This is a genomic window from Pseudobacter sp. (genome assembly GCF_051955275.1).
In the GTDB taxonomy this organism is placed as follows: Bacteria; Bacteroidota; Bacteroidia; order Chitinophagales; family Chitinophagaceae; genus Pseudobacter.
The window spans coordinates 21,358-43,866 of record NZ_JBQCGW010000149.1 but is presented as its reverse complement, the minus strand read 5'-3'; the positions used below and the strand labels follow the sequence as shown (position 1 = coordinate 43,866).

14 protein-coding genes are annotated in these 22,509 nt (G+C 49.8%); 5 read left to right on the top strand and 9 right to left on the bottom strand.

Annotation, left to right across the window (positions count from 1 at the left end; genetic code table 11):
• Positions 1 to 73: 73 nt before the first annotated feature.
• From ACTHMC_RS12865 to ACTHMC_RS12825, 9 genes are all read right to left on the bottom strand, one after another.
• Positions 74 to 3,031, bottom strand: coding sequence for a TonB-dependent receptor (locus ACTHMC_RS12865; RefSeq protein ID WP_440413546.1), 2,958 nt, complete (start codon positions 3,029 to 3,031; stop codon positions 74 to 76).
• 239 nt (positions 3,032 to 3,270) lie between these two features.
• Positions 3,271 to 4,785, bottom strand: a complete 1,515-nt coding sequence (locus ACTHMC_RS12860) for a TSUP family transporter (protein WP_440413545.1) — start codon at positions 4,783 to 4,785, stop codon at positions 3,271 to 3,273.
• A 9-nt stretch (positions 4,786 to 4,794) separates the two neighbouring features.
• Complete coding sequence (gene cysI, locus ACTHMC_RS12855) at positions 4,795 to 6,465, bottom strand: assimilatory sulfite reductase (NADPH) hemoprotein subunit (RefSeq protein ID WP_440413543.1); 1,671 nt, start codon at positions 6,463 to 6,465, stop codon at positions 4,795 to 4,797.
• A gap of 6 nt (positions 6,466 to 6,471) precedes the next feature.
• Positions 6,472 to 8,235, bottom strand: a complete 1,764-nt coding sequence (locus ACTHMC_RS12850; RefSeq protein WP_440413542.1) for a diflavin oxidoreductase — start codon at positions 8,233 to 8,235, stop codon at positions 6,472 to 6,474.
• Positions 8,219 to 9,082 (bottom strand): uroporphyrinogen-III C-methyltransferase, encoded by an 864-nt coding sequence (gene cobA / locus ACTHMC_RS12845; RefSeq protein ID WP_440413541.1) that lies wholly within the window; start codon positions 9,080 to 9,082, stop codon positions 8,219 to 8,221. The genes ACTHMC_RS12850 and cobA overlap by 17 nt, the downstream gene beginning before the upstream one ends.
• Before the next feature lie 64 nt (positions 9,083 to 9,146).
• Positions 9,147 to 10,004: a serine O-acetyltransferase EpsC gene (gene epsC, locus ACTHMC_RS12840; RefSeq protein WP_440413540.1), complete on the bottom strand. Its 858-nt coding sequence runs from the start codon at positions 10,002 to 10,004 to the stop codon at positions 9,147 to 9,149.
• A 19-nt stretch (positions 10,005 to 10,023) separates the two neighbouring features.
• Positions 10,024 to 11,265, bottom strand: a complete 1,242-nt coding sequence (locus ACTHMC_RS12835; RefSeq protein WP_440413539.1) for a sulfate adenylyltransferase subunit 1 — start codon at positions 11,263 to 11,265, stop codon at positions 10,024 to 10,026.
• A gap of 30 nt (positions 11,266 to 11,295) precedes the next feature.
• Positions 11,296 to 12,198 carry a sulfate adenylyltransferase subunit CysD gene (gene cysD, locus ACTHMC_RS12830; protein ID WP_440413537.1) on the bottom strand — a complete coding sequence of 301 codons (903 nt, stop codon included), beginning with the start codon at positions 12,196 to 12,198 and terminating at the stop codon, positions 11,296 to 11,298.
• 52 nt (positions 12,199 to 12,250) lie between these two features.
• Complete coding sequence (locus tag ACTHMC_RS12825) at positions 12,251 to 12,970, bottom strand: phosphoadenylyl-sulfate reductase (protein WP_440413535.1); 720 nt, start codon at positions 12,968 to 12,970, stop codon at positions 12,251 to 12,253.
• Between the two features lie 399 nt (positions 12,971 to 13,369).
• Here ACTHMC_RS12825 and ACTHMC_RS12820 point away from each other — a divergent pair, with 399 nt between their 5' ends.
• The 5 genes from ACTHMC_RS12820 (at position 13,370) to ACTHMC_RS12800 (ending at position 22,427) form a co-directional block, all read left to right on the top strand.
• Entirely contained in the window at positions 13,370 to 18,652 is a 5,283-nt protein-coding gene (locus tag ACTHMC_RS12820) for a S8 family serine peptidase (protein ID WP_440413533.1), read from the top strand.
• A gap of 28 nt (positions 18,653 to 18,680) precedes the next feature.
• Positions 18,681 to 19,499 carry a HipA family kinase gene (locus ACTHMC_RS12815; protein WP_440413532.1) on the top strand — a complete coding sequence of 273 codons (819 nt, stop codon included), beginning with the start codon at positions 18,681 to 18,683 and terminating at the stop codon, positions 19,497 to 19,499.
• The gene (locus tag ACTHMC_RS12810; protein ID WP_440413531.1) at positions 19,477 to 19,860 is read left to right on the top strand and encodes a DUF3037 domain-containing protein; all 384 of its coding nucleotides are present in this window, start codon (positions 19,477 to 19,479) and stop codon (positions 19,858 to 19,860) included. Before ACTHMC_RS12815 ends, ACTHMC_RS12810 begins: the two co-directional genes overlap by 23 nt.
• A gap of 94 nt (positions 19,861 to 19,954) precedes the next feature.
• Positions 19,955 to 20,650, top strand: coding sequence for a M949_RS01915 family surface polysaccharide biosynthesis protein (locus ACTHMC_RS12805; RefSeq protein WP_440413529.1), 696 nt, complete (start codon positions 19,955 to 19,957; stop codon positions 20,648 to 20,650).
• A gap of 406 nt (positions 20,651 to 21,056) precedes the next feature.
• Positions 21,057 to 22,427: a polysaccharide lyase 6 family protein gene (locus ACTHMC_RS12800; protein WP_440413527.1), complete on the top strand. Its 1,371-nt coding sequence runs from the start codon at positions 21,057 to 21,059 to the stop codon at positions 22,425 to 22,427.
• The last annotated feature ends 82 nt before the right edge of the window (positions 22,428 to 22,509 follow it).

The window sequence follows — 22,509 nt, the reverse complement described above, 5'->3', positions numbered from 1 at the left end:
TGCCATTACCATGGCAAGCAGGGTCGTGATAACTATTCGCATGCGGTTCAATTTATTGCATGCGAAAATAACCCTACTTCAGCAAACCATCGATAGTAATTGCAGTATAATATAACGCCCCGATAGTAGGCCCTGCGGCATACTGGATATAACGATGGTTGAAAATATTGGCGCCGCCTGCCTTGATGGTGGTTTTCAGCTTCGGTACTTTAAAGCTCACCTGCGCATCGATAGTGCTGTAGGCGCTCACGCGGCCATTGGCCAGCGGGCTTTCCCAGTAGAAAGCATCCTGCCATTTCCATACCACATTGAAACCGATATTCTTCACTACCTCCCGGTTTCCAAAACTCAGATTGGTCACCCATTTCGGCGTATTGAAGCCGGTAATGAACACATCCTGGGATTTGTTGGATACGATATCATTGAAATTAACATTTCCACCGATAGTATATTTTTTATAGGCGATCCAGGTTACCCCGAGTGAGGAACCATAATTACGGTATTTGTTCTTTGCATTGGTGTACACGCGATAGCGGGTTTGCTTCGATCTGTTATCCGCCACCATATCGATCACACCGGCATCCGTATTGATCTTGCCGCTGGTTGGCACAGACACTTCCACCTGCCCCAGGAAACCGTCATATTCATTCAGGTATGCATCGATATCGATCACCAGTTTATTGCCGAGCAGCACACTCTTGTAACCAGCCTCAAAAGAGTTGATCCTTTCAGGCCTTGTAGTACTGAGTGCAGTAACTTCCAGCAAGCCACGGTTCTTGAGGGCAGCAGCCGGGTCTACCGTTTTGGGAGGCAGACTGGCATCGCGGTCTTTGTTGTATGCCGCATTGAATGCATTCACCGATGCAAGCGTGTAGGAGTTTTCCAGGTAACCCAGGCCATCATTGATATACGAGAGCCCGCCTACCCTTCGTACATTCCCGTTGTTTACAAAAGACAGGGCCTCAAAGAGAGCCGGGAAGCGGAATCCATTCTGGAAGGAAACGCGGAAATTATGTTTCTCAGACAAAGTGTATACCAGCGCCACGCGCGGGTTGAGCTTGGGATCGAATTCAGTATTGTGATCGAAACGAAGTGATATGAATGCCTTCAGCTTTTCATTGAAGAACGTTTTGGTCAACTGCGCAAAGGCGCCGTATTTTTTATAATATACGTTCTTGCCAAAATCATCTGAGCCCGGCTTCACCGGTTGATTACGCTCGGCAACAGGCCGGGAGAAATCAACGAAATTATTTCCATCCGGTATCACTTCATAAATGCGCGCATCCGCACCAACCAGCAGGCTCACGAATTTTATCTTTTCACTGAGGTCCCACTGTGCATCCGCATGATATACCCGGCTCTGCTGTTTAAGCCAGGCACCGCCTGTTGCCGGCGCACCTGCCACACCGCCATTCACATGGTCCCAGTTATTGATCCCGATGATGGTGTTGAGCAGGTTATCGAAAGCCTGTGTGCCAGGCTCTGCCCGGCCTGCATCCGCCGCCTGGCGTGCAATACGCATGGCAGCCGGAAGATCATTGCTTGTCAGGGCAGTCTGTAAAGCGGTTTTGAACTTATCGCCCCACACTGAATTGGAAGCCTGTGTCAGCTGCAGGTTATCAGCCAGCGGCTTGATATTGTAGGAATCGCCGGTATTCTCCAGGCTCATATAAGTGCGCACAAAATAATTATGCCCTTTCAATTCCAGTTTGTGGTTCTGTACTATCACATTGTCAAGCTGGATCTTATTGCCGCGCTGAAACACACCATCCATTTTACCGATGCGGTAACTATAGCTCAGTTCTGCATTTTCGGTTATACGATAGTGTAAGGCAGCATCAAATTTCAAATTGTCTACTGTTGGCTTTACCAGGTCTTTCTCCCAGTAGCCTGTTCTGCGAAGAATAAAAGTGCGGTTGCTGCCATTGTAATTCACCCCCTGAATGGTAACGGCATTGTTGTTCTCATCTCCGTAACGGTTCCAGGCATCATAGGCAGGGTTATTGGCCGTTCCATTCAGTTCCTTGAAATTCGGGTTGGCCGTATTGAGATTATTAGGATTCTGATCAGTGGCAGTATTGCTCACCCAGTCTGTGCCACGCAGGTAACTGCCATTTATCTTGAAGGCCCACTTGTTGTTCCAGGCATGCGCATAGCGGAAAGCAGACTCCGTGAGCAGGCTCACATCCCTGTCTTTACCATCCACATGGTTCACCCCTGTTTTCTGGTAAAGACTGAGGCCCTGATAAGTAAAAGGGCTTTTAGTGATGAGGTTGGCCATTCCGTTGATGGCGTTCATGCCATACAGCGCAGAAGCCGCACCAGGCGTAATTTCCACACTGGCAATGTCCAGCTCTGTAGGACCGATGGCATTACCCAGCGGCACGCCCAGTGTGGCAGCCTGCATGTCTACCCCATCCACCAGCTGCATGAAACGGAAATTATTGGGGATATTGAAACCACGTGTATTCGGTACTTTGAAAGTAAGGCTCGAAGTGGTCATCTGCACGCCCTTTACGTTCTCGAGTGCATCATAAAAACTGGGAGCCGGTGTTTCCCGGATAGCGCGGATATCCAGCTTTTCAATGGCCACCGGGGATTTCAGGATGCTTTCAGCAACGCGGCTCGCGGTTACCACCACTTCATTGCCAAGCACAGTTTGCGTGACCAGCTCGATCTGCAGCTTGCTGCCCAGGCTCTTCACTTCAAGCTCCTGCTGCTGAAATCCAACAGAAGAGATAACCAGCGTGAAAGGAAGTTTCTGTTTGGTGCGCAATACAAATGCACCGGTACTATTGGTGATAGTACCAGCAATAGAGCCTTTTATCTGGATACTCACATCTGATACCGGTTTCTTTTCATGATCGATCACCTGACCGGAGATCTCGATGATGGTATTGTCCTGCGCCTGCAGGTTTGAAAAATGGAGAAAGCTGAAACCGAGTAATAACAAAGAATACAGCCACCAGCTACTGCCGGCTTTTTTGTTGCGTTGGGATAAAGCGAAAGGGTGTACAATTTCCTGTCTCATAAATGTTGGTTGTGTTCGGCTAAATGGTTGTTTGGTGTATGAATTTTAGTCTACTATTTCAGTAGACTATTTTGATTAAAAAAGATCCTGCTGTTGCAGGAAGGGGCCTTTACTTAACATGTGGCCAGTCGCTCGCGTCCCCGCGAGTGACTTCTATTTGGTTCGCCTCTGGGGAACACCGTGTCGCCGGAGGCAACGGAATAAACGTCACTCGCGGGGACGCGAGCGACTGGCCACACTCAGAGTATTTTCCATAATATCCGCATGCTCCAGATAATCACCAGCAATCCCAGCAGGATGAAGGCTGTTTTGCGCGGCAGCTTGCCAGCCAGCCTTGCCGCCAGCGGCGCTGCAATCAATCCACCCACTACCAGTCCCAGGATGGTCTGCCAGTGACTGATGCCCAATAATGTAAAGAATGTGAAAGCACTGGCCAGGGTCACAAAGAATTCTGTCAGGCTCACGGAACCGATCACAAACCGGGGTGTTCTGCCTTTTGTGATCAGCGTAGTGGTCACAATCGGTCCCCATCCGCCTCCACCAAAGGAATCCAGGAAACCACCGGCGCCTGCCAGTACTCCGTATCGCTTGAATTTCTTTTGCGGCTTTGGTTTGCGGAATGCATTGGTAAGAATGCGCGCGCCTAAGAACAAAGTATAGGCCGCCATGATCGGCCGGATATATTCCACATGTTTTTCTCCCAGCTGCGTGAGCAGGATAGCGCCCAGTACTGCACCCACAACGCCTGGTATCAGCAATGCCTTGAAAAGTTTTTTATTGACGTTGCCGAATTTGTAATGACTGTAACCCGAAGCCCCACTGGCAAACATTTCAGCCGTATGGATACTGCCTGAAATAGCAGCAGGGTTCACTCCGGCACTCAGCAGGATGGTAGCGCTGGTAACACCATAACCCATGCCCAGTGCGCCATCCACCATCTGTGCTAAAAATCCTGCCAGCAGCATGATAGGGAAATTCGGTTCCAGCGTATTGTACCAGTCCACTGTGCCATTGAGGATATCCTGCCAGGGCACATAGGAAAAAATGAAATGCCCGATCAGCATCAGACCGAAGATCTGCAACGAACGGGTTGCGATCTTTCTCCATCTTCGATCTTTCTCAGTTCCTTCTTCCACCAGTATTTTGGTGAGCTCATTGAGCTTCTTCACCTTCTCTGCAAAATTTCCATTGAGCCTGTTGCGTACTGCATTCAGGTTATTCAACACATCATTGAGCTCTGCAGGTAAAGCCTGGTTGAGCACTTCTTTGATACGTTTGGCAGCAGTGGGTGATTTCCCATTTGTGGAGATAGCGATCTTCAGATTGCCTTTCTGAACAACCGATCCCAGGTAGAAATCACAGAGATCTGGAGTATCCGCTACATTGATCAGGATATTGTACGAGCGCGATGCCTGGTAGATATTCCTGCTGATCTCTTTATTGTTGATCGCCACTATCACCAGGTCCTTCTCTTCAAGATCACTCAGATCGAAATTCCTTTCCTGCAGGTCCACCAGCGGATAATTGGCTGCCAGTTTACGAACGCCCTCCCCGATGGTGGGTGCCACTACCGTCACCTGTGCAGCGGGCGCATTGTTGAGCATGGCCGAAAGCTTCTCCAGGCCTACATTTCCCGCTCCTACCAGCAATACGCGCAATGTATCCAGCTTCAGGAAGATGGGAAAGAGATGATTGCTTTCAGCTGCCGTGGTGGTAGCAGGCAATTGATCTTTTATCGATGTTGACTCGCTCATTTTTTTGAATTAAACCCAGTTGTTCCTGATAGCAAAATCGCCGAAGGTCTCTCCTGTATTTCTTTGCTGGCTGTACTGCCCGAACAGTGTATCCAGCTCCTGCAGGATCGCTGGCTCATCCAGGTTCTCTTTATATTTTTTATTGAGACGGTAACCAAATCTGTCGCCGCCCAGATGCAGGTTGTACAAGCCGTACGCAGTGCCTATCAGGCCGATCTCTGCCGCGTAAGGCCTTCCGCAACCGTTGGGGCAACCCGTCATGCGGAGAGATATTTCATCCTCACTCAATCCATGCTTTGCCAGTACAGGTTCCAGCTTGCTGATGAGCACCGGCAGATAACGTTGTGCTTCGGCCAGTGCAAGTGGACAGGTATTGAAAGCCACACAGGCAATGGCGCTCTTGCGCACTGCGCCAGCTTCATCCGTGTGAGTTATGATGCCGAACTGTTGCAGCAGCTCCTCCACCTGCTGCCTGCGCTCCGGCTGAATATCAGACAGGATCACATTCTGGTTGCAGGTAAAACGGAAATTGGCCGCACCTGCTTTAGCTACTTCCAGCAAGGCTGTTTTAAGCGCCACTTTGTCGTCGTCGAGCACGCGGCCGTTCTCCGTAAATACTGTGTAATTCCAGTTACCCTTATGATCCTGGTACCAGCCGTAATCATCGCGTCTTTGCGTGAACACGAAAGACCGGGCAGCTTCCAGTTCAAAGCCGCAACGTTTTTCCAGTTCCGCCTTGAATTCCGGAACACCCATTTTATCGATGGTGTATTTGAGGCGTGCCTGCTTACGGTCGCTTCGGTTTCCAAAATCCCTTTGTATGGTGATGATCTCGTAAACAGCTTTGAGCGTTTTCTCTTCAGTATCAGTGAAACCCAGCACCGTGGCCATTCTGGCATAAGTATTGGGATTGCCGTGCGTGGTGCTGAGGCCGCCACCTGCTGCGATATTGAAGCCAAGTAATTTGTCGTTCTCCACGATTGCGATGAGACCCACATCATTGGAGAACACATCCACATCATTGTAGGGAGGAATGGCGATACCGATCTTGAACTTACGTGGCAGGTATCTGTCCTGGTACAATGGATCAGCCTCTTCCTCTTTGTTCAGGATCGGCTGTTCATCCAGCCACACTTCATAATAGGCGCGTGTTTTGGGCAATGCCAGCTGACTGATCCTGTCTGCATACCGGAATATCTCTTCATGCAGGATAGATTGCCGGGGATGCGCATTGCAGACAACATTCCGGTTCACATCGCCACAGGCGGCAATGGAATCCAGCTGCATGGTATTGAATGCCTTGATGGTTGGTTTCACATGCGATTTGAGAATGCCATGCAGTTGCACGGTCTGGCGGGTAGTGATCTTGATCACGCCTGTGGAATGATCACCGGCAATATGATGCAATGCCTTCCATTGTTCTGCGTTGAGGAAACCACCGGGCAGGCGAAGCCTGATCATGTAGGAATAGAGCCATTCCAGCTTTTTGGCAGAGCGCTCCTCACGGCGGTCTCGGTCATCCTGCTGGTACATGCCGTGAAATTTCATCAGGCTCTGATCATCTTCCCGAAGTGCGCCTGTGGCATTGTCCTGCAGGCTCTTTTTGAGCGTACCGCGCAAGGCGTCACTATTCTGTTTGATCCGTTCTACCGGAGAGAGGTTATTTTGGTTGGTGCTCATAATGTATTAGTAAACGTCTTTCAAAAATCTGCCGGCGGCTTTCAGTTCTTCCAAATAATTGATGGCATCCCTGCTGCCCTTTCCTCCGAATCTTTCAATCACCTGCAGGATGGCATACTCTACATCCGTACTCATGGGATCACGGGTTCCGCAGAGATAGATCCATGCGCCTTTCTCTATCCATTTCCAGAGCTCGCGACCTTCTTCCAGGATGCGGTGCTGCACATAGATCTTGTACTGCTGATCGCGGGAGAATGCAACACTGAGCCTGCTCAGTGTGCCGGTCTGCAACCAGTTCTGGATCTCTGTCTGGTACAGGAAATCACTGACAAAATGCTGTTCCCCGAAGAAGAGCCAGTTGCGGCCTGTAGCTCCCAGTGCATCACGTTCCCAGAGAAAGGAGCGGAAAGGAGCGATACCTGTTCCGGGTCCGATCATGATCACATCTGTTTCGGCATCGGGCAATCTGAACTGGTTATTGCGGTGCACATAAAAATCGAATTCACCGCTCTCTGACTGCTGGCTGAGATAATCTGAACAGAGTCCGCGCTTGCATTCGTCGTTCACATAAAACGTATCTCTCGCCACAGTAAGGTGTACCTCACGGTCATGAGCAGCCGGAGAAGATGAAATGGAATAAAGTCTGGGCGTGATAGGCTCCAGCAGGGCTATCACTTCCTCAAACTGTGCAGCATCCCGTACGGGATAGATCTTCAGCAGGTCCAGCAACCCAATGCGGGTGGCAGGGATATCCTGTTTCACCAGTTTAGCATACTGGTTAACTACCCGCTCAGGCAGGTATACAATGTTAAGACGGTTATGCAGCAGCTGTTCTACTGAAACCTGTTCGTTGCGGAAATTGATAATGAGTTTCGGATCGATACCGGTGAGTGCTACAATGGCATTAACCGTTGCCGCCGGATTATGAGGAACGATACCGATACTGTCGCCGGGCAGATAGTCCACTTCTTCTTCCACTCCTATCTCTCTATGGTAGGTTTCCTTGGAAGAACCGCGATCATTCAGGTTCACATTGGTGAGTACGCTGCCGGTATATATTTTTTTGTGACTACTCTTTTTTACAGGAGCTGTGGCCGCAACGGGTTGCAGGGCAGGCTGAGAGCCGCCGTTGCTGAGGCTTTGAAGCACGGAACTGAACCAGCCAGAGGCGTCGGATTCATAATCCGTGTCGCATTTCTGAAGCGGTACAATGCGTTGGCCACCCAGTTTCTGCAATTGGGCATCCACATCTTCTCCTGCTTTGCAATAGAGCGGATAAGAAGTGTCACCCAGGGCGAGCACACTGAATTTCATCTGAAGTTTTGCGCCGTTCTGGTGAATATGATCGAAGAATTTTTTAGCCGTGGCGGGTGGCTCTCCGTCGCCCTGCGTACTGATGATGGCAAAGAAATATTCTTCCTTGCCCAGATCATTCAGGCGATACTGATCCAGGCTCACGAGCTTAGCGTTGATGCCTGCCTTTTTTGCCAGCCCTGCAAAATCAGCAGCCAGCTTTTTGCTGTTGCCGGTTTCTGTACCATAGGCCAGCGTGATCTTCTGTACGGTTGGTTTTACAGTCGCAGCAGGTGCAGGAGCCGCAACAGGTTGCTGCAGGATGGTAGCCGCCTGTTGTAAAACGGTTTCAGCAGAAGCCGCACTGGTAGCACGCTCCAGCAGACCGGCCAGGTAGCCGTTCATCCACATCAGCTCCTCACGGGTGGATGTTTTCACCAGCTCCAGCAGTGTTTTCAGTTTAGGCTCTACTAACATGTTGGGTCACTTTTTCTGTAGCGATCACTGTTGATGCCGTGAACAGTTTGGCTACCGGTTTAAAATATGATTCACTGGATTGGCTGTTGGCTATCCAGGCGAACTGCTCGTGCAATCCCACCACTCTTCCGATGATCACCAGGGCCGGGCTTACAAATGTTTTTCCAGTCCAGTTCTGCGCATATTCGTACAGATTGGTTACCTGTACCTGTTGCAATGGCGTAGTGGCTTGCTCCACCACGGCCAGCAGTTTATCTGCGCCGATCCCGTTCTTTACCAGGTTGCCCACCACTCCATCGAGGGTTTCGCTGCTCATGTAAAAGACCAGGGTATCATTGGTAGCTGCCAGCTCTTTCCAGTACAGCTCGTCTATCACTTCATTCCTGTAAAAGGTGAGGAAACGAACGGCGGTGCTGTGATCACGGGCCGTGAGCGGGATGCCGGCATATGCAGCCGCGCCGAGGGCCGCCGTAACTCCGGGAATGATCTCATACCGGATATCTGCCGCTTTGAGCGCCTGCAGTTCATCCAGTACATTGGAGAAGATACTTACATCCCCTCCTTTCAGGCGCAGCACCAGTTTGCCCCGTAAGGCATATTCCACCATCAGTTCATTGATGGTTTCCTGGGGTGTGCTGAGGCCACGGCGGCATTGCTTGCCCACGGAAATGATCTCCGCACCGGGTTTCACATATTGAACCAGTACCTGCTCGCTGACCAGCCTGTCAACCAGCACCACATCTGCCTGCTGCAGATAGCGCGCTGCCTTAACGGTGAGTAATTCAGGATCACCCGGACCCGCGCCGGCGATGATCACTTTTCCTGTTGTTATTGGGTGTTTTGGCATATTGTCTACTTTTTTAGTAGATTATTCAGACACAAAAAAAGCAGTGCCTGTTGATTGCAATTCTTTACACTGCAGCAGTATCCAGTTTACCCAGGATACCGTTTACAGCATCGGAAAAAGAGAAATCTTTTTTGGCTACTACTTCGCTCTTGTGGTAGACAAGGGAACCGGATGGTACAGGATACGTGATCCATACATTACCACCGATAGTGCTGTTCTTTCCGATCACCGTTTCGCCGCCCAGGATGGTAGCGCCGGAATAGATGATCACATTGTCCTCGATGCTCGGATGACGTTTACCGGTATTGCGTTCTTTGGTGCCACTGAGCGCCCCCAGTGTTACGCCCTGGTAGATGCGCACGTTGTTACCAATAACAGTGGTTTCTCCGATAACGATGCCTGTTCCGTGATCGATGAAGAAAGACTCTCCGATCACAGCGCCTGGATGGATATCGATGCCTGTTTTTCCATGTGCATATTCAGTAAAAAGACGTGGCAGGGTCTTCACCTGTTGTTCCCAGAGCTGGTGTGCAAATCGGTACACAGCTATGGCAAAGAATCCGGGATAGGCAATGATCACTTCCTCCATGCTTTCCGCCGCGGGGTCATAAGCAGAAATGGCGGCAGCATCTTTCAGTAACAATTCATGCAGCTGAGGCAGCTCATCAAAGAATTTTTCCGTGATGGCCTGTGTCTGGTCTCCGTTATGGACCACATCATACACCAGGGTGCTCAGGTGGCTTTTAAGGGAGGAATACTCGTTCTCGAACTCGGTGATGCTCTGTTGCCTTCCTGCGCGTGGCACAAAAAGAAGCGCAAAGAGCTGATCGATGAATTGCTCAGTGATCGCCTTGTCAGGGAACAGCTGTGTGTTCTTCAGTTTCAGCTGGTAGAGATGTTGTACAAATTTGTTTGCGCTCATGTTTTGGTATTTTATGGTGTCACTGAATCATGCAGGCTCCTACGGTCACATGGCTGGTCTCGTCTATCAGGATGGCGCCACCATTCACACGCAGCTCACGGTAAGCATCATACGATACCGGTGATGCGGTTTTGATGGTTACTCTGATCACATCGTTCAGCACCGCCTGTTGGGGGTTTGCCTCCTGCTGAAGGGTGTTCACATCCAGCCTGTATCCGATCTCACGCACAGCGGCCCGTACCAGCCTGCTGTTTATCTGTAATAAGTATTTATTTCCGGGCACCAGTGGCTTGCTGTCCATCCAGCAGAGCAATACCTCCAGTTCCTGTTCTGTTTTCAACACATCGCTGCTCAGGGCAATCAGATCGCCACGGCTTACATCCACATCATCTGCCAGGTGCAGCACCACGCTCTGAGGTGCAAATGCTTCATCCACTTCTTTCCCGCCCAGCTCAATGGCTTTGATGGTGCTGCTTACTCCGGAAGGATATATAGTTACCTTATCTCCTTTTTTATAGATACCGCTGATGATCTTACCGGCATAACCGCGGTAATCATGCAGCTCCTCTGTCTGCGGACGGATCACATACTGCACAGGGAAGCGGGCATGGGAGAGATTGATGTCCTCTGAAATCTGCACTGCTTCCAAATGTTGCAGCAGGGAACTACCTTCATACCAGGGAGTTTTATCAGACTTCTCCACTATATTATCACCGTTCAGTGCGCTGATAGGGATATAAGTGATATTCTTCAATCCCAGTGTTTGCGCCACATGTGCGTAATCGATGAGGATATTATTGTAAACATCCTGGCTGTAATCCACCATATCCATCTTGTTCACGGCAACCACAATATGCGGGATGCCTAACAGGGAGGCGATGATGGAGTGCCTTCTTGTTTGCTCTACCACGCCATTTCTGGCATCGATGAGAATGATGGCCAGGTCTGCATTGGAAGCGCCGGTGACCATATTCCGGGTATACTGGATATGACCGGGAGCATCGGCGATGATGAACTTTCTGTTGGGAGTAGAGAAATATTTGTAAGCCACATCAATAGTGATGCCCTGTTCACGCTCTGCACGCAGCCCGTCTGTAAGCAGCGCCAGGTCTATCTCTCCTTCTTCCCTGTTCTTACTCTGCTTTTCGATGGCTTCCAGCTGATCGATCATGATGCTCTTGCTGTCGTACAACAATCTTCCGATGAGGGTGCTCTTGCCATCGTCTACGCTGCCTGCTGTTATAAATCGTAAAAGATCCATGTATATCCTTTATTCGTTTATTGTTGATAGTTAGAAGTATCCGTTCTTTTTCCTGTCTTCCATTGCTGCTTCGGATACCTTATCGTCTATGCGGGTTTCACCGCGTTCACTTGTTTTTGTGGCAGTAATCTCACGGATGATATCATCCAGGCTATTGGCGGAAGATTCCACGGCGGCCGTACAGGTCATGTCACCCACCGTACGATAGCGCACCTGTTTGGTGAGCACTTTATCTGTTTCCTCCAGCTGAATGAAATCAGAAACCGCTACCAGCTGTCCTTCGTGCTCAATCACTTCACGGTTATGGGAAAAGTAGATCGAAGGCAATGCTATTTTCTCGCGCCGGATATAGTTCCAGATATCCAGTTCAGTCCAGTTACTGATGGGGAACACTCTCACATTCTCACCTTTGTGGATCCTGCCGTTGAAAATATTCCAAAGCTCTGGCCGCTGGCGCTTCGGATCCCATTGTCCGAATTCATCACGAACGGAAAAGATCCTTTCTTTGGCACGTGCCTTTTCTTCATCCCTGCGCGCTCCCCCGATGCAGGCATCGAATTTGAATTCTTCAATGGTATCCAGCAGGGTGTAGGTCTGCAGGGCATTACGGCTGGCGAACTTTCCTTTGGGTTCTGTAAGATGACGCGCTTTGATGGTGTCTCCCACATTCCTTACTATCAGCTTCTCTCCTATCTCTGCAGCCAGCGCATCACGGAAAGCAAGGGCCTCCGGGAAATTATGACCTGTATCTATATGAACCAGGGGGAAGGGAAATTTACCGGGACGGAATGCTTTTAAGGCCAGGTGCACCAGTGTGATGGAGTCTTTACCTCCTGAAAACAATAGGGCCGGTTTCTCGAACTGGCCGGCCACTTCACGAAAAATATGAATGGCTTCCGATTCCAACTGATCTAAATAATCTAACCTGGGCATACTCACAATTGTTGTTATTAAAATATTACCGGTCAAAGCCGGTTGGGTATTGTTATGCGTTGCTCACGTGCAATCCGCATTCTTTTTTGCTGGCATCTTCCCACCACCACCTGCCTGCACGAAAATCTTCGCCGGGGCGGATGGCTCTTGTACAGGGAGCACAACCGATGCTGACGAAGCCTCTGTCGTGCAGTACATTGTAGGGGACGTTATTGGTATCTATATATTTTCTCACTTCCTCAGAGCTCCAGTTCAACAGTGGATTGTATTTAACGATATTGTTCCCTGCATCCCATTCCACCACCTGATGCCCTGTACGTTCAGGTGAATGCTCGGCACGCAATCCGGTTACCCAGATGGCATTGCCTTGCAGCGCGCGCTTCAGCGGCTCCACTTTGCGGATATAACAGCACTGTTTCCTGTTCTCCACTGATTCGTAAAATGCGTTGGGGCCTTTCTCTGTAATGAAACCTTCCAGGTTGCGGTAGTCAGGGTAGTAAGCTTTTATCTGTGTATTGTACCTGTTATTGGTGCTCGTCCAAACTGAATAAGTTTCCGGAAAGAGCCTGCCAGTGTCCAGTGTGAACAGTTCTACCGGCAACCGGTTGTGCAGGATCTCATGCGCTATCACCTGGTCTTCCACACTGAAACTGGTAGAGAATGTAACCTGACCGGGAAACCGCTGGACCAGGAGCCGCAGAAATTCCTGCGTATTTAATCTACTTGAGTAGTAGACTAATTCCTGAAGATAATCTGGTATTGTGATATTCATATTTGCATCGAGTTCAAGTGAAACCTAAAGGACTGTTCAATTCAAGTACAGAGGGGGGAAAATTGCAGTATCAACAATTGCAACAGGCGTTACAACAACAACAGCTATTATTATATTTTGTAGAGTGGAATAGCATACGAATACTGCTTATGAAACAAAGATAATGGGAATGGGGCAACCGGAAAAAAAATATTTCCACCATTTTAGTAGACTATTCTTTTTTTTCTTGCCGGGCTTGTGTGATACAAATTCCCCATGTATATCCGGTTGATTGACCGGCTCCAAAACCGGAACGTTTGTTAGTTTTTATACAGGAATGATGCTGCTTCTGTTGAAGCTTTAGCCGGAAATGTTTATCTTAACGCCTGTTAGTGTACCAATATCCCTAAATATCCGGCAATGAAGCAACTTTCCATATTACTGGCTGCCATATTGTTTCTCCACCTGCACACTTTCTCCCAGGAAAGCAGGGATCTCCCGCGCAAACGCAACCTGCTCACAGACGGTCAGAATATCCAGCAAACAAAGCTCAGTCCTGAGCTCCGGCAACGCATGCAGTTCCGGAACAGGAATTTTGTATTGCTGCGCTTCAACCAGTTACCTGACCTGCAACAGAAGCAGGAGTTGTCGAGGAAGGGCGTTAAACTTTTCAATTATCTGACGGCCAATGCCTGGTATGCCGAAATACCGGTTACCCTTGAACTGACCCAGCTGAAGCCGCTGGGCGTGAGCGGGGTATTTGTTCCTGACGAAACCCTGAAGGTGGCCCCGGAACTGGAATATAGAACTGCCGGCCCGGATGAGGGTGTGGCCGTTCATTATACCGGTGATATCAGCCGGGTGGAAGCCACTGCCGAATTGCTTAAAGCCGGCGCTTCTCTAATGGATTATTCTATTCAGCCGGATAATATTCTCTTTCTGAGAGCGGATACTGCTGCCATTCATAAAATTGCAAAGATCCCTTTCGTTACTTACGTATATCCTCAGGCGCTGAAAGATCAGCCCCTGAATTATCTCAGCAGAACCGGCAATAACCTGAGTTCGCTGTCAAATCCCACAGGCCGCAACCTGCAGGGTAAGGGCGTTACCATGGGTAACGGGGACCAGGGTGATCCTACCCATGCGGATTTCACGGGAAGACTGATCAATAACAATCCCATCAATGCAGCTGCCCATGCTGCGCATACCCTGGGTACGATGGGAGGCGGCGGGATACTCAACCCCAAATACAGGGGTATGGCTCCGCTGGCCACACTGATAGCAGAATATTACAGCGATATACTGGTGAATTCGCCCCAGTATGTGAGCCAGTATGGCCTGGTGCTCACCAATAACTCTTATCATTCAAGTACGCCAGGCTGTGCAGGCACCGGCAATTATGATGCACTTTCCAATTATGTGGATGCACAGATGGTGGCCAACCCTTCCCTGCTTCACATTTTTGCCTCGGGTAATGATGGCGGGCTCACCTGCTCCCCTTACCTTTCTTCCTATGGCACGGTAAGATCCGGATTCCAGAGCAGCAAGAATGCCCTGGTGGTAGGACAATACAATAACAGCAATGACAGGATCGGCGGGGGCTCAAGCCGCGGCCCTGTGAAAGATGGCCGTCTGAAACCCGAGATCATGGCGGGTGGGGTGGATGTAATGTCTACCTACACACTCAATCTTTACGGTCCCATTTCCGGCACCAGCATGAGCTCACCATCCGTTACAGGCAGCCTGGCGCTTCTCTACGAGCGCTATCGCCAGTTGCACGGAGGTGCCAATCCATCCGCTGCACTGATCAAAGCACTGGCCTGTAACGGAGCAGATGATATGGGCAACGCAGGCCCGGATTATTTATGGGGCTTTGGTAAACTGAATGCCAGGGCTTCCATAGAGATGATGGAGCAGAACAACTACTTCACAGGAAGTGTAACTCACGGTAACAACTCCACGCATACCATCACAGGCGTTCCTGCCGGCACAGCAAAACTGAAAGTAATGCTGTACTGGGTTGACCCTCCCGCCCTTCCCGGCGCGCCCGTGGCACTGGTGAATAACCTTGACCTTATCGTTACAGGAACCGATGCTATTCCGCACAGGCCACTGGTACTGAATCCCAACCCGGGTGATGTGGATGATCCGGCAGTAGAAGGAACAGACAATATGAACAATATCGAGCAGGTAGTGATCGATGCACCGCCTGCAGGTGATGTGAATATCAATATAAATGGCAGCAATATTCCTTCCGGCCCGCAGCAGTATGTAGTGGCGTACCAGGTGATAGCGCCGGTGATCACCGTTACCTATCCGTCTGGCGGCGAAACCATGGTACCCGGAGAAGCGGAACAGATCAGGTGGTCAGCATTCGACAACAGTACCAATAGCTTTACGATCGAGTACTCAGGTGATAACGGATCCAACTGGACAACAATAGACAATAATGTTTCCGACACTGCCCGGTTCTATAACTGGACGGTCCCGGCGGTCTCCGCGCGCGAAGCACTGGTGCGTGTAACCCGCAACAGCGGCGGTATAACGGGCACCAGCGAAGCCACGTTCACCGTACTGGGCCAACCTGTGATCACCGCCACCAATCCCTGTCCGCAATATGTGCAGCTGAGCTGGGCCGGCATACCTGATGCCGACAATTATGAAATACTCATGTTCGTGGGTGACAGGATGCAGACTGTGGCCTCTACTAACGCCAATACCTACCTGCTGGGAGGATTGAATAAAGACAGCCTGTATTACCTGGCAGTGCGTCCGTTCATCAACGGAAGGGCCGGACGGCCTTCAGTAGCGGCAAGTATAACACCATCTGCAGGCACCTGCGGAACAGATTTCGATAACGATATCACCGTTGAACTGCTGAGAGCTCCATCCAACGGACGGCAATTCACTGCAAGCCAGCCCGGTACATCACCGGTAAGGATCCGTCTCCGCAACAGGGGAACCATTCCTTCCAGCGGCCCTTATCAATTATATTACCAGATCAACGGAGGCTCTGTAATATCTGCAAGCAGTTCAACAGTGATCCCTGCCAACAATATACTTGATTACAATTTCAGTCCTGCAGAAGATTTCAGTGCAACAGGAGATTACCTCATCAAAGTATGGGTAAAATATCCCGCTGACCTGAAAGCAGACAATGATACCTTGCAGACCCTGGTCAGGCATCTGCCCAATCCGCCCATCACCCTGGCGCCGGACTTTACAGAAGGATTTGAAACTGCTTCGCCGCTATCGTATGTCAACAAAACCTTTGGCCTGGCAGGACTGCCACGTGCAGATTTTGCAGCTACCACGTCCAACGGAAGGGCACGTACTTTTGTAACAGGTTTTGCCAGAACAGGCAACAATGCCCTGGTACTTGATCAGAGCCGTTACAATGCCAATGGGAATACAGATAGTGTTACCCTTACTTTCAACCTGTCTGGCTATACAAGTACAGACCAGCTCTGGCTGGATTTCTTTTACAGGAATCAGGGTATCGATATCGAATATCCCAATAACAAAGTGTGGATCCGCGGAAATGACAACGCAGCCTGGATACCTGTATTCTCCCTGCCTGCCACCGCTACGGAGCTTGGTATCTTCAAACGCGCAACCAGTGTAAATATCACTGAAACACTGGCCAAGGCCACACCTGCACAGACCATCAGCAGCAGTTTCCAGGTAAGACTCGGGCAGCAAGGCCTTACGTCCACGCAAACGCCTGCACCGGAAGACCTGACTGAAGACGGGATCACTTATGATGATATCAGGATCTACAGAAATACGAATGATGTAGGTGTGCGTGCCATCATCAACCCGCCCATTCCATCCGTTTGTCAATTGGGCTCCGCAGAATATATCCGTGTGGAACTGAAGAACTACAGTACCGTGCTGCAAACCAATGTGGAAGTGGCTTATGAGCTGAACGGCACCGTAGTGAAGGAATATATCGATCTCAATCCGGGGCAACTGGTACAGCACCAGTTCAGCGCACCTGTTGATTTCTCTCTGCAGGCAAAACACAGCATCCGCGCCTGGGTGAATATGTCCGGCGATGATTTTGTAAACAACGACACACTTCAGTTATACACTTTCACTACATCTCCCGTGATCAGCACATTCCCTTATCTGGAGACTTTTGAAAGCGGGGATGGTCACTGGTATACCGATGGCATCAATTCAAGCTGGCAATACGGAACGCCCAGCAAGCCGATCATTACGAGAGCTGCCAATGGCAGCGGTGCATGGGCCACAGGCCTCATGACCAATTACAACAATTCAGAATATTCATACCTCTATTCTCCCTGCTTCAACCTTAATGGAATGACGCTGCCCGTAATATCATTCAGCCATATTTATAAAGTGGAAGATGTATGTGATTGCGATCATCACTGGATCGAATACTCGCTTGACGACAAGACCTGGACGAAGCTTGGCGCCTTCAACGATGGTACCAACTGGTACAACCATGCAGCATACAGAACCTTTTACCGGCCGATGCTCACCTGGCATGTATCCAGCAGGCATCTTCCCATTGTTTCCGGAAAGATCCGCCTCCGCTTTGTGATGAAATCGGATGCCGGCGGCACTTTTGCCGGTACAGCTATCGATGACGTGCATATATTTGACAGAGCACTGGTATACACCGGCGCCGACATCCCCGCAGGGATCACACAGCCTGTCAGTGGAAATAACTGGACCCATTTCGCGCTTTCCAACAACCGTATCGTTTCCATCAACCCGCAGGGCCAGGACCTGGGCAGTACTACCGTGAAACTGTTCCGCAATACCGGTGCTATCAGGAATAACAGTGGCCAGTATTATCTCGATAGAAATATCGTGATCACACCCTCAACTGCTCCTACTTCAAATGTACTGGTGAGGTTCTATTTTTCAGATGCAGAAGCCAAAGCATTGATAGGTGCTACCAATTGTCCTTCCTGTACCAAACCGGAAGATCCGTTCATGGTTGGTATCACGCAATACAGTGGTGCTGCATCAGAGGAGAATGGGCTGCTTACGGACAATGCAACAGGCATATACCGTTTCATCCCACCCGCCGATGTATACGTTGCGCCTTACGATAACGGCTACTACGCAGAATTTCCGGTGGATCATTTCTCCGAATTCTGGGTAAACGGTGGTGGCCCCACGCAGACGGCTCCGCTGCCTGTAACACTTACCAACTTCACGGCAACGCGCCGCAACAATACAGGTCTGCTGCAATGGCAAACCACACAGGAGCTGAACAGCAGGTCTTTCACCATTGAAAAAAGCATGGATGGTGTATTGTTCATCCCGATAGGTACCGTAACTGCAGCAGGCAATAGCCAGGCTACCCTCAATTACCAGTTCACCGATCCGGTGCTTTCCAACGGCAATAACCATTACCGGTTACGCATGAACGATATGGATGGCCGTTCAGAAAATTCTGTGATCAGGATCATCCAGGCAGACAACACTGCCTTCAACCTGCAGGTATTCCCCAATCCTGTAACCAATGGCATATTGTACATCCGCAGCAGTTCCGAGATCAGCAGGATAGAACTGGCGGATATTTCAGGCAGAATGGTACTGCAACGCAATACACGAGGGCAACAACAGAGCCTGAACCTCCGGTCTTTTGTGAAAGGCACTTACCTGCTCAGTGTATACACGGCAGGCAGCAAAAAGATCCAAAGGATAGTGATCGGTGAATAATCGCTAAATTTGCCACTCAAATTCCACTATGCATTCAAGTGACACCAGTTTGAGAACGGTGCGGGTGACCAGGTATGTAACACCCCTGCGCGAAGGAGGATCACTGCCGGCCATTGCCGAAGCGGATGATGGCTTTTTGTATGTGCTCAAATTCCGGGGTGCCGGACAGGGCGTAAAGGCCCTGGTGGCCGAGCTAATCGGAGGTCAGATAGCCCGGACATTGGCCAGCGGATTACCCGAACTCGGACTGAAAATTCCGGAGCTGGTATTTGCCACGCTCGACAGCTCCTTTGGCCGCACAGAGCCCGACGAAGAAATACAGGACCTGCTAAAAGCCAGTGTGGGACTGAATCTCGGACTGCACTACCTGCAGGGTGCCATCACTTTTGATCCTGTTGTAAATGTTACCGGTCCTTTGCTGGCATCAGCCATCGTGTGGATGGATTGTTTGCTTACCAATGTGGACAGGACTGCCCGCAATACCAATATGCTCATCTGGCAAAAAGAGCTCTGGCTGATAGATCATGGTGCGTCCCTCTACTTCCATCATTCCTGGCAGCAATGGGAAGAGCAGGCGAAGAAGCCATTTGCCATGGTGAAGGATCATGTGCTGCTGCCACGCGCCAGTGAACTGGAAAAAGTGGATATTGCCATCCGCCGCATACTCACACCTGAAAAGATCCGTTTCATTGTTGACCTGCTGCCTGAGGACTGGCTCAACAGCTGGCCATCCGGCGAGAGCCCTGAACAGATCCGGAATGTGTATTTCAACTTCCTGACAACCCGTTTAGCCTCATCTGAAATATTTGTAAAAGAAGCGCTGCATGCAAGAAGCACACTTATTTGAGTACGCGGTACTCCGCATCGTACCGAGAGTGGAACGGGAGGAGTTCCTGAATACAGGCGTGATCCTGTATTGCAGGGATAAGCGCTTTCTTCAAACCATCATCACTATCGATACCACCCGCCTGCTGACCTTCTGCCCGGTACTGGACCTGGAAGAAGTGTCTGCACACCTCCAGTCTTTTGAGCAGATCGCGATTGGAAATACTGTGGCTGGCCCCATCGCCAGGCTGGACATTGCCAGCAGGTTCCGCTGGCTCACAGCCACCCGGAGCACTGTGATTCAATCATCAAAAGTACATCCCGGCCTCTGCACAGACCCGCAGGACACCCTCATCAAACTGCACGCACAGCTGGTGCTCTGACCCATTGACAATGCACTTTCTGCTTTGTAACTTTAGGTATACCTCTGCATACCAGGCAATCCCCCTATGCTCATCCAACAAAAACCCACTAACGATGAAAAAGATTTGCCTTATCATGCTTGTGCTGTCCGCCGCATTTCCGGTAACAGCGCAAACCAGCAGCCAACTCATTCCCGCAACTGAAGCCAGCTTCCTTACAGACAGTCTCAAACAATTATTCCGCCTCAGTTTCCCCGTTCATTACGTGTACAGGTACTCTGACAAGTCCGGAAATTATTTCTGTGTGCTCACCGAAAGTCAGGATTCAGTAGGACAACAGAAAGACAGTTTTCATTTCAAGATCAGGGCCGTGAACCTCAAACAGGAAAGCGGTGGCAGTTACTCCAAAGTCTGGGATATGAATGATTACATCCTCCAGCGTGATCAGCATGAATCCAGCATCTGGTTCTGGAACCAGTACATTTCATTTGAAGACCTCGATAAAGATGGTCTTGCCGATCCGCTGATCGTTTACGGCACGTCAGCCGGCAACGGCATGGAAGATGGCCGCATCAAATGCATGATCTTCTACAAAGGCGAGAAGATCGGCGTGCGGCATCAGAATGCCCCTGGCATCAACGACAGGAACACTACTGTTGACAAGGCTTTCTACAATATGCCGGCAGCGCTGCAACTGGCCGTTTCACAGAGAATGGAAAGTATGACGCAGCAGAAGGAAGCCGTCTTTTCTTCAGGCTGGCAGAAAGCCATGAAGAACAAGCGGACTTATTTTGACGAGAGGAACCAATGATTATTACCACTTAGTGTTATTGCTGCAGAAAAAATATGCCGCTAAATTTGCAGCAAGTACAACAGAAAACATAAGCAAGCTTCTCTTGGGGTGATTGCAGTGCATAATGATGCCCGTTATACACCGGTTGAACTACACATGAGTTTAAGATAATACTATTAAATAGGTGGTTTTGCCCGCTGCCACGGGTACAAAACCGAAGTACGATGAGATAAGTCTCAGCAATTACGCGCTCGTAAAAGATTACGTTGCCGTAAACCGCTGAAGCGCCTTTGTAGTAGGCCTTGAAAAAACAAACCCGTTGCTTCTGCGGCGGGTTTGGCCATTTATACATACGCCAATAGAATTGCATAAAATGTAAAATGCAGTCAATCCACGTGAGCAAAAATGAACGTACTTACATTGTATGAACAAGTTCCTGCTTTTCATCTGCCTGCTTACCGGCCTGCAACTGCAGGCGAAGAATATCCGTGTAAAAAATATCGCTGCATTGCAACAGGCAATCGATGCCGCAAAACCCGGCGATGAGATCATCCTGGCAGCAGGCACTTACAATGCTTCAGCCCCAATTGTTGTGCGGATCAGTGGTTCATTCACGCAGCCCATTACCATCAGCGGAGATAACAATAGCAGTACAGCCATTACAGGAGAGAACGGGTTCAGGATCGAAGCACCGGCATCGCATATCATCATCAAAGGATTTCTGTTCACCCATAAATCAGACAAAGCTGTACTGCAACCAGGCACCAGTTTCTGCCGCTTCACGAGGAATATTTTCCAGACCACCGGTGAAGGAAATTATCTTAGCATCATGGGCAGCGACCACCAGGTGGATTATAATACCTTTCAGCATAAGAATGCGCTGGGCAAGTTCATTGGTGTGAGAGGTGATGGAAGCCAGATCGCTGAAAGACTCTGGATCCATCACAATTACTTTTTCGATTTTCTGCCGCAGAAAGGCAATGGTGCAGAGGCATTGCAGTTCGGGTTAAGCGGCTACAGTCTTTCTGCCAGCCATAGTTTACTGGAGCATAATCTGTTTGAACAATGTGCAGGAGAGAATGAACTTATATCCGTAAAATCAAGTTTCGTTACAATTCGTTACAATACTATCAGGGATTGCAAAGCGCAGTTCACACTGCGACATGGCAATCATTGTGAAGTGTACGGCAATTATTTTTTACGCACACCGGGGTTAAGAATATTCGGAGACGATCATATCATTTCCAGCAATTATTTTGAGCAGTGCAAACCAGCGATCAATATCGGCAACGGTGGCGCAGAAGTGGCAGATGGCGCGGATCTCCGCTCGCATGACCGTCCGGACAGGGTATTGATCATCTTTAATACGCTGGTGAACAACGAAGAGAATATCACACGCACGGTCCGCGAAAAAGGAATCGGTTCCACGTGCATCACTATCGCATACAATATCATACAGGGTGGCGGAGAAGCTGTGAGCATCAAAGGCAACGATTATGTAAGCCCCACCTGGAAAGGGAATATCATCTTCAATACAAATGGAGCCGGTCAGTTACCGGACAGTGCTTTCATACAACAGGATCCGCAGCTGGTGAAAGACCAGTATGGCGTGTTCCGCATTTCCAACAACAGCCCTGCACGCGGCTATGGCAAGAACAGTTATCGTCAGCTCACCACCGATATGGATGGCCAGTTACGGACCGGTACGCTGGATGCCGGAGCAGACCAGTACTCTGAAAAGCCGGTGAAAGCCAGGCTTCTTTCTCCTGCCGATGTGGGCCATCTTGCTAAGTAAGCAGTAAACTGTTCCTTCTATGCTACAACTGCCATGCTGACCCGCGGGCATTTTGTTTGCAGTACAGCAGTTATGGCTACCA

Coding starts and splice junctions, on each gene's coding strand:
- ACTHMC_RS12865 (WP_440413546.1), bottom strand. CDS start 3,031: ATGAGACAGGAAATTGTACACCCTTTCGCTTTATCCCAACGCAACAAA.
- ACTHMC_RS12800 (WP_440413527.1), top strand. CDS start 21,057: ATGAACAAGTTCCTGCTTTTCATCTGCCTGCTTACCGGCCTGCAACTG.
- ACTHMC_RS12860 (WP_440413545.1), bottom strand. CDS start 4,785: ATGAGCGAGTCAACATCGATAAAAGATCAATTGCCTGCTACCACCACG.
- ACTHMC_RS12810 (WP_440413531.1), top strand. CDS start 19,477: ATGCAAGAAGCACACTTATTTGAGTACGCGGTACTCCGCATCGTACCG.
- ACTHMC_RS12825 (WP_440413535.1), bottom strand. CDS start 12,970: ATGAATATCACAATACCAGATTATCTTCAGGAATTAGTCTACTACTCA.
- ACTHMC_RS12850 (WP_440413542.1), bottom strand. CDS start 8,235: ATGTTAGTAGAGCCTAAACTGAAAACACTGCTGGAGCTGGTGAAAACA.
- epsC (WP_440413540.1), bottom strand. CDS start 10,004: ATGAGCGCAAACAAATTTGTACAACATCTCTACCAGCTGAAACTGAAG.
- ACTHMC_RS12835 (WP_440413539.1), bottom strand. CDS start 11,265: ATGGATCTTTTACGATTTATAACAGCAGGCAGCGTAGACGATGGCAAG.
- ACTHMC_RS12820 (WP_440413533.1), top strand. CDS start 13,370: ATGAAGCAACTTTCCATATTACTGGCTGCCATATTGTTTCTCCACCTG.
- cysI (WP_440413543.1), bottom strand. CDS start 6,465: ATGAGCACCAACCAAAATAACCTCTCTCCGGTAGAACGGATCAAACAG.
- ACTHMC_RS12815 (WP_440413532.1), top strand. CDS start 18,681: ATGCATTCAAGTGACACCAGTTTGAGAACGGTGCGGGTGACCAGGTAT.
- cysD (WP_440413537.1), bottom strand. CDS start 12,198: ATGCCCAGGTTAGATTATTTAGATCAGTTGGAATCGGAAGCCATTCAT.
- cobA (WP_440413541.1), bottom strand. CDS start 9,082: ATGCCAAAACACCCAATAACAACAGGAAAAGTGATCATCGCCGGCGCG.
- ACTHMC_RS12805 (WP_440413529.1), top strand. CDS start 19,955: ATGAAAAAGATTTGCCTTATCATGCTTGTGCTGTCCGCCGCATTTCCG.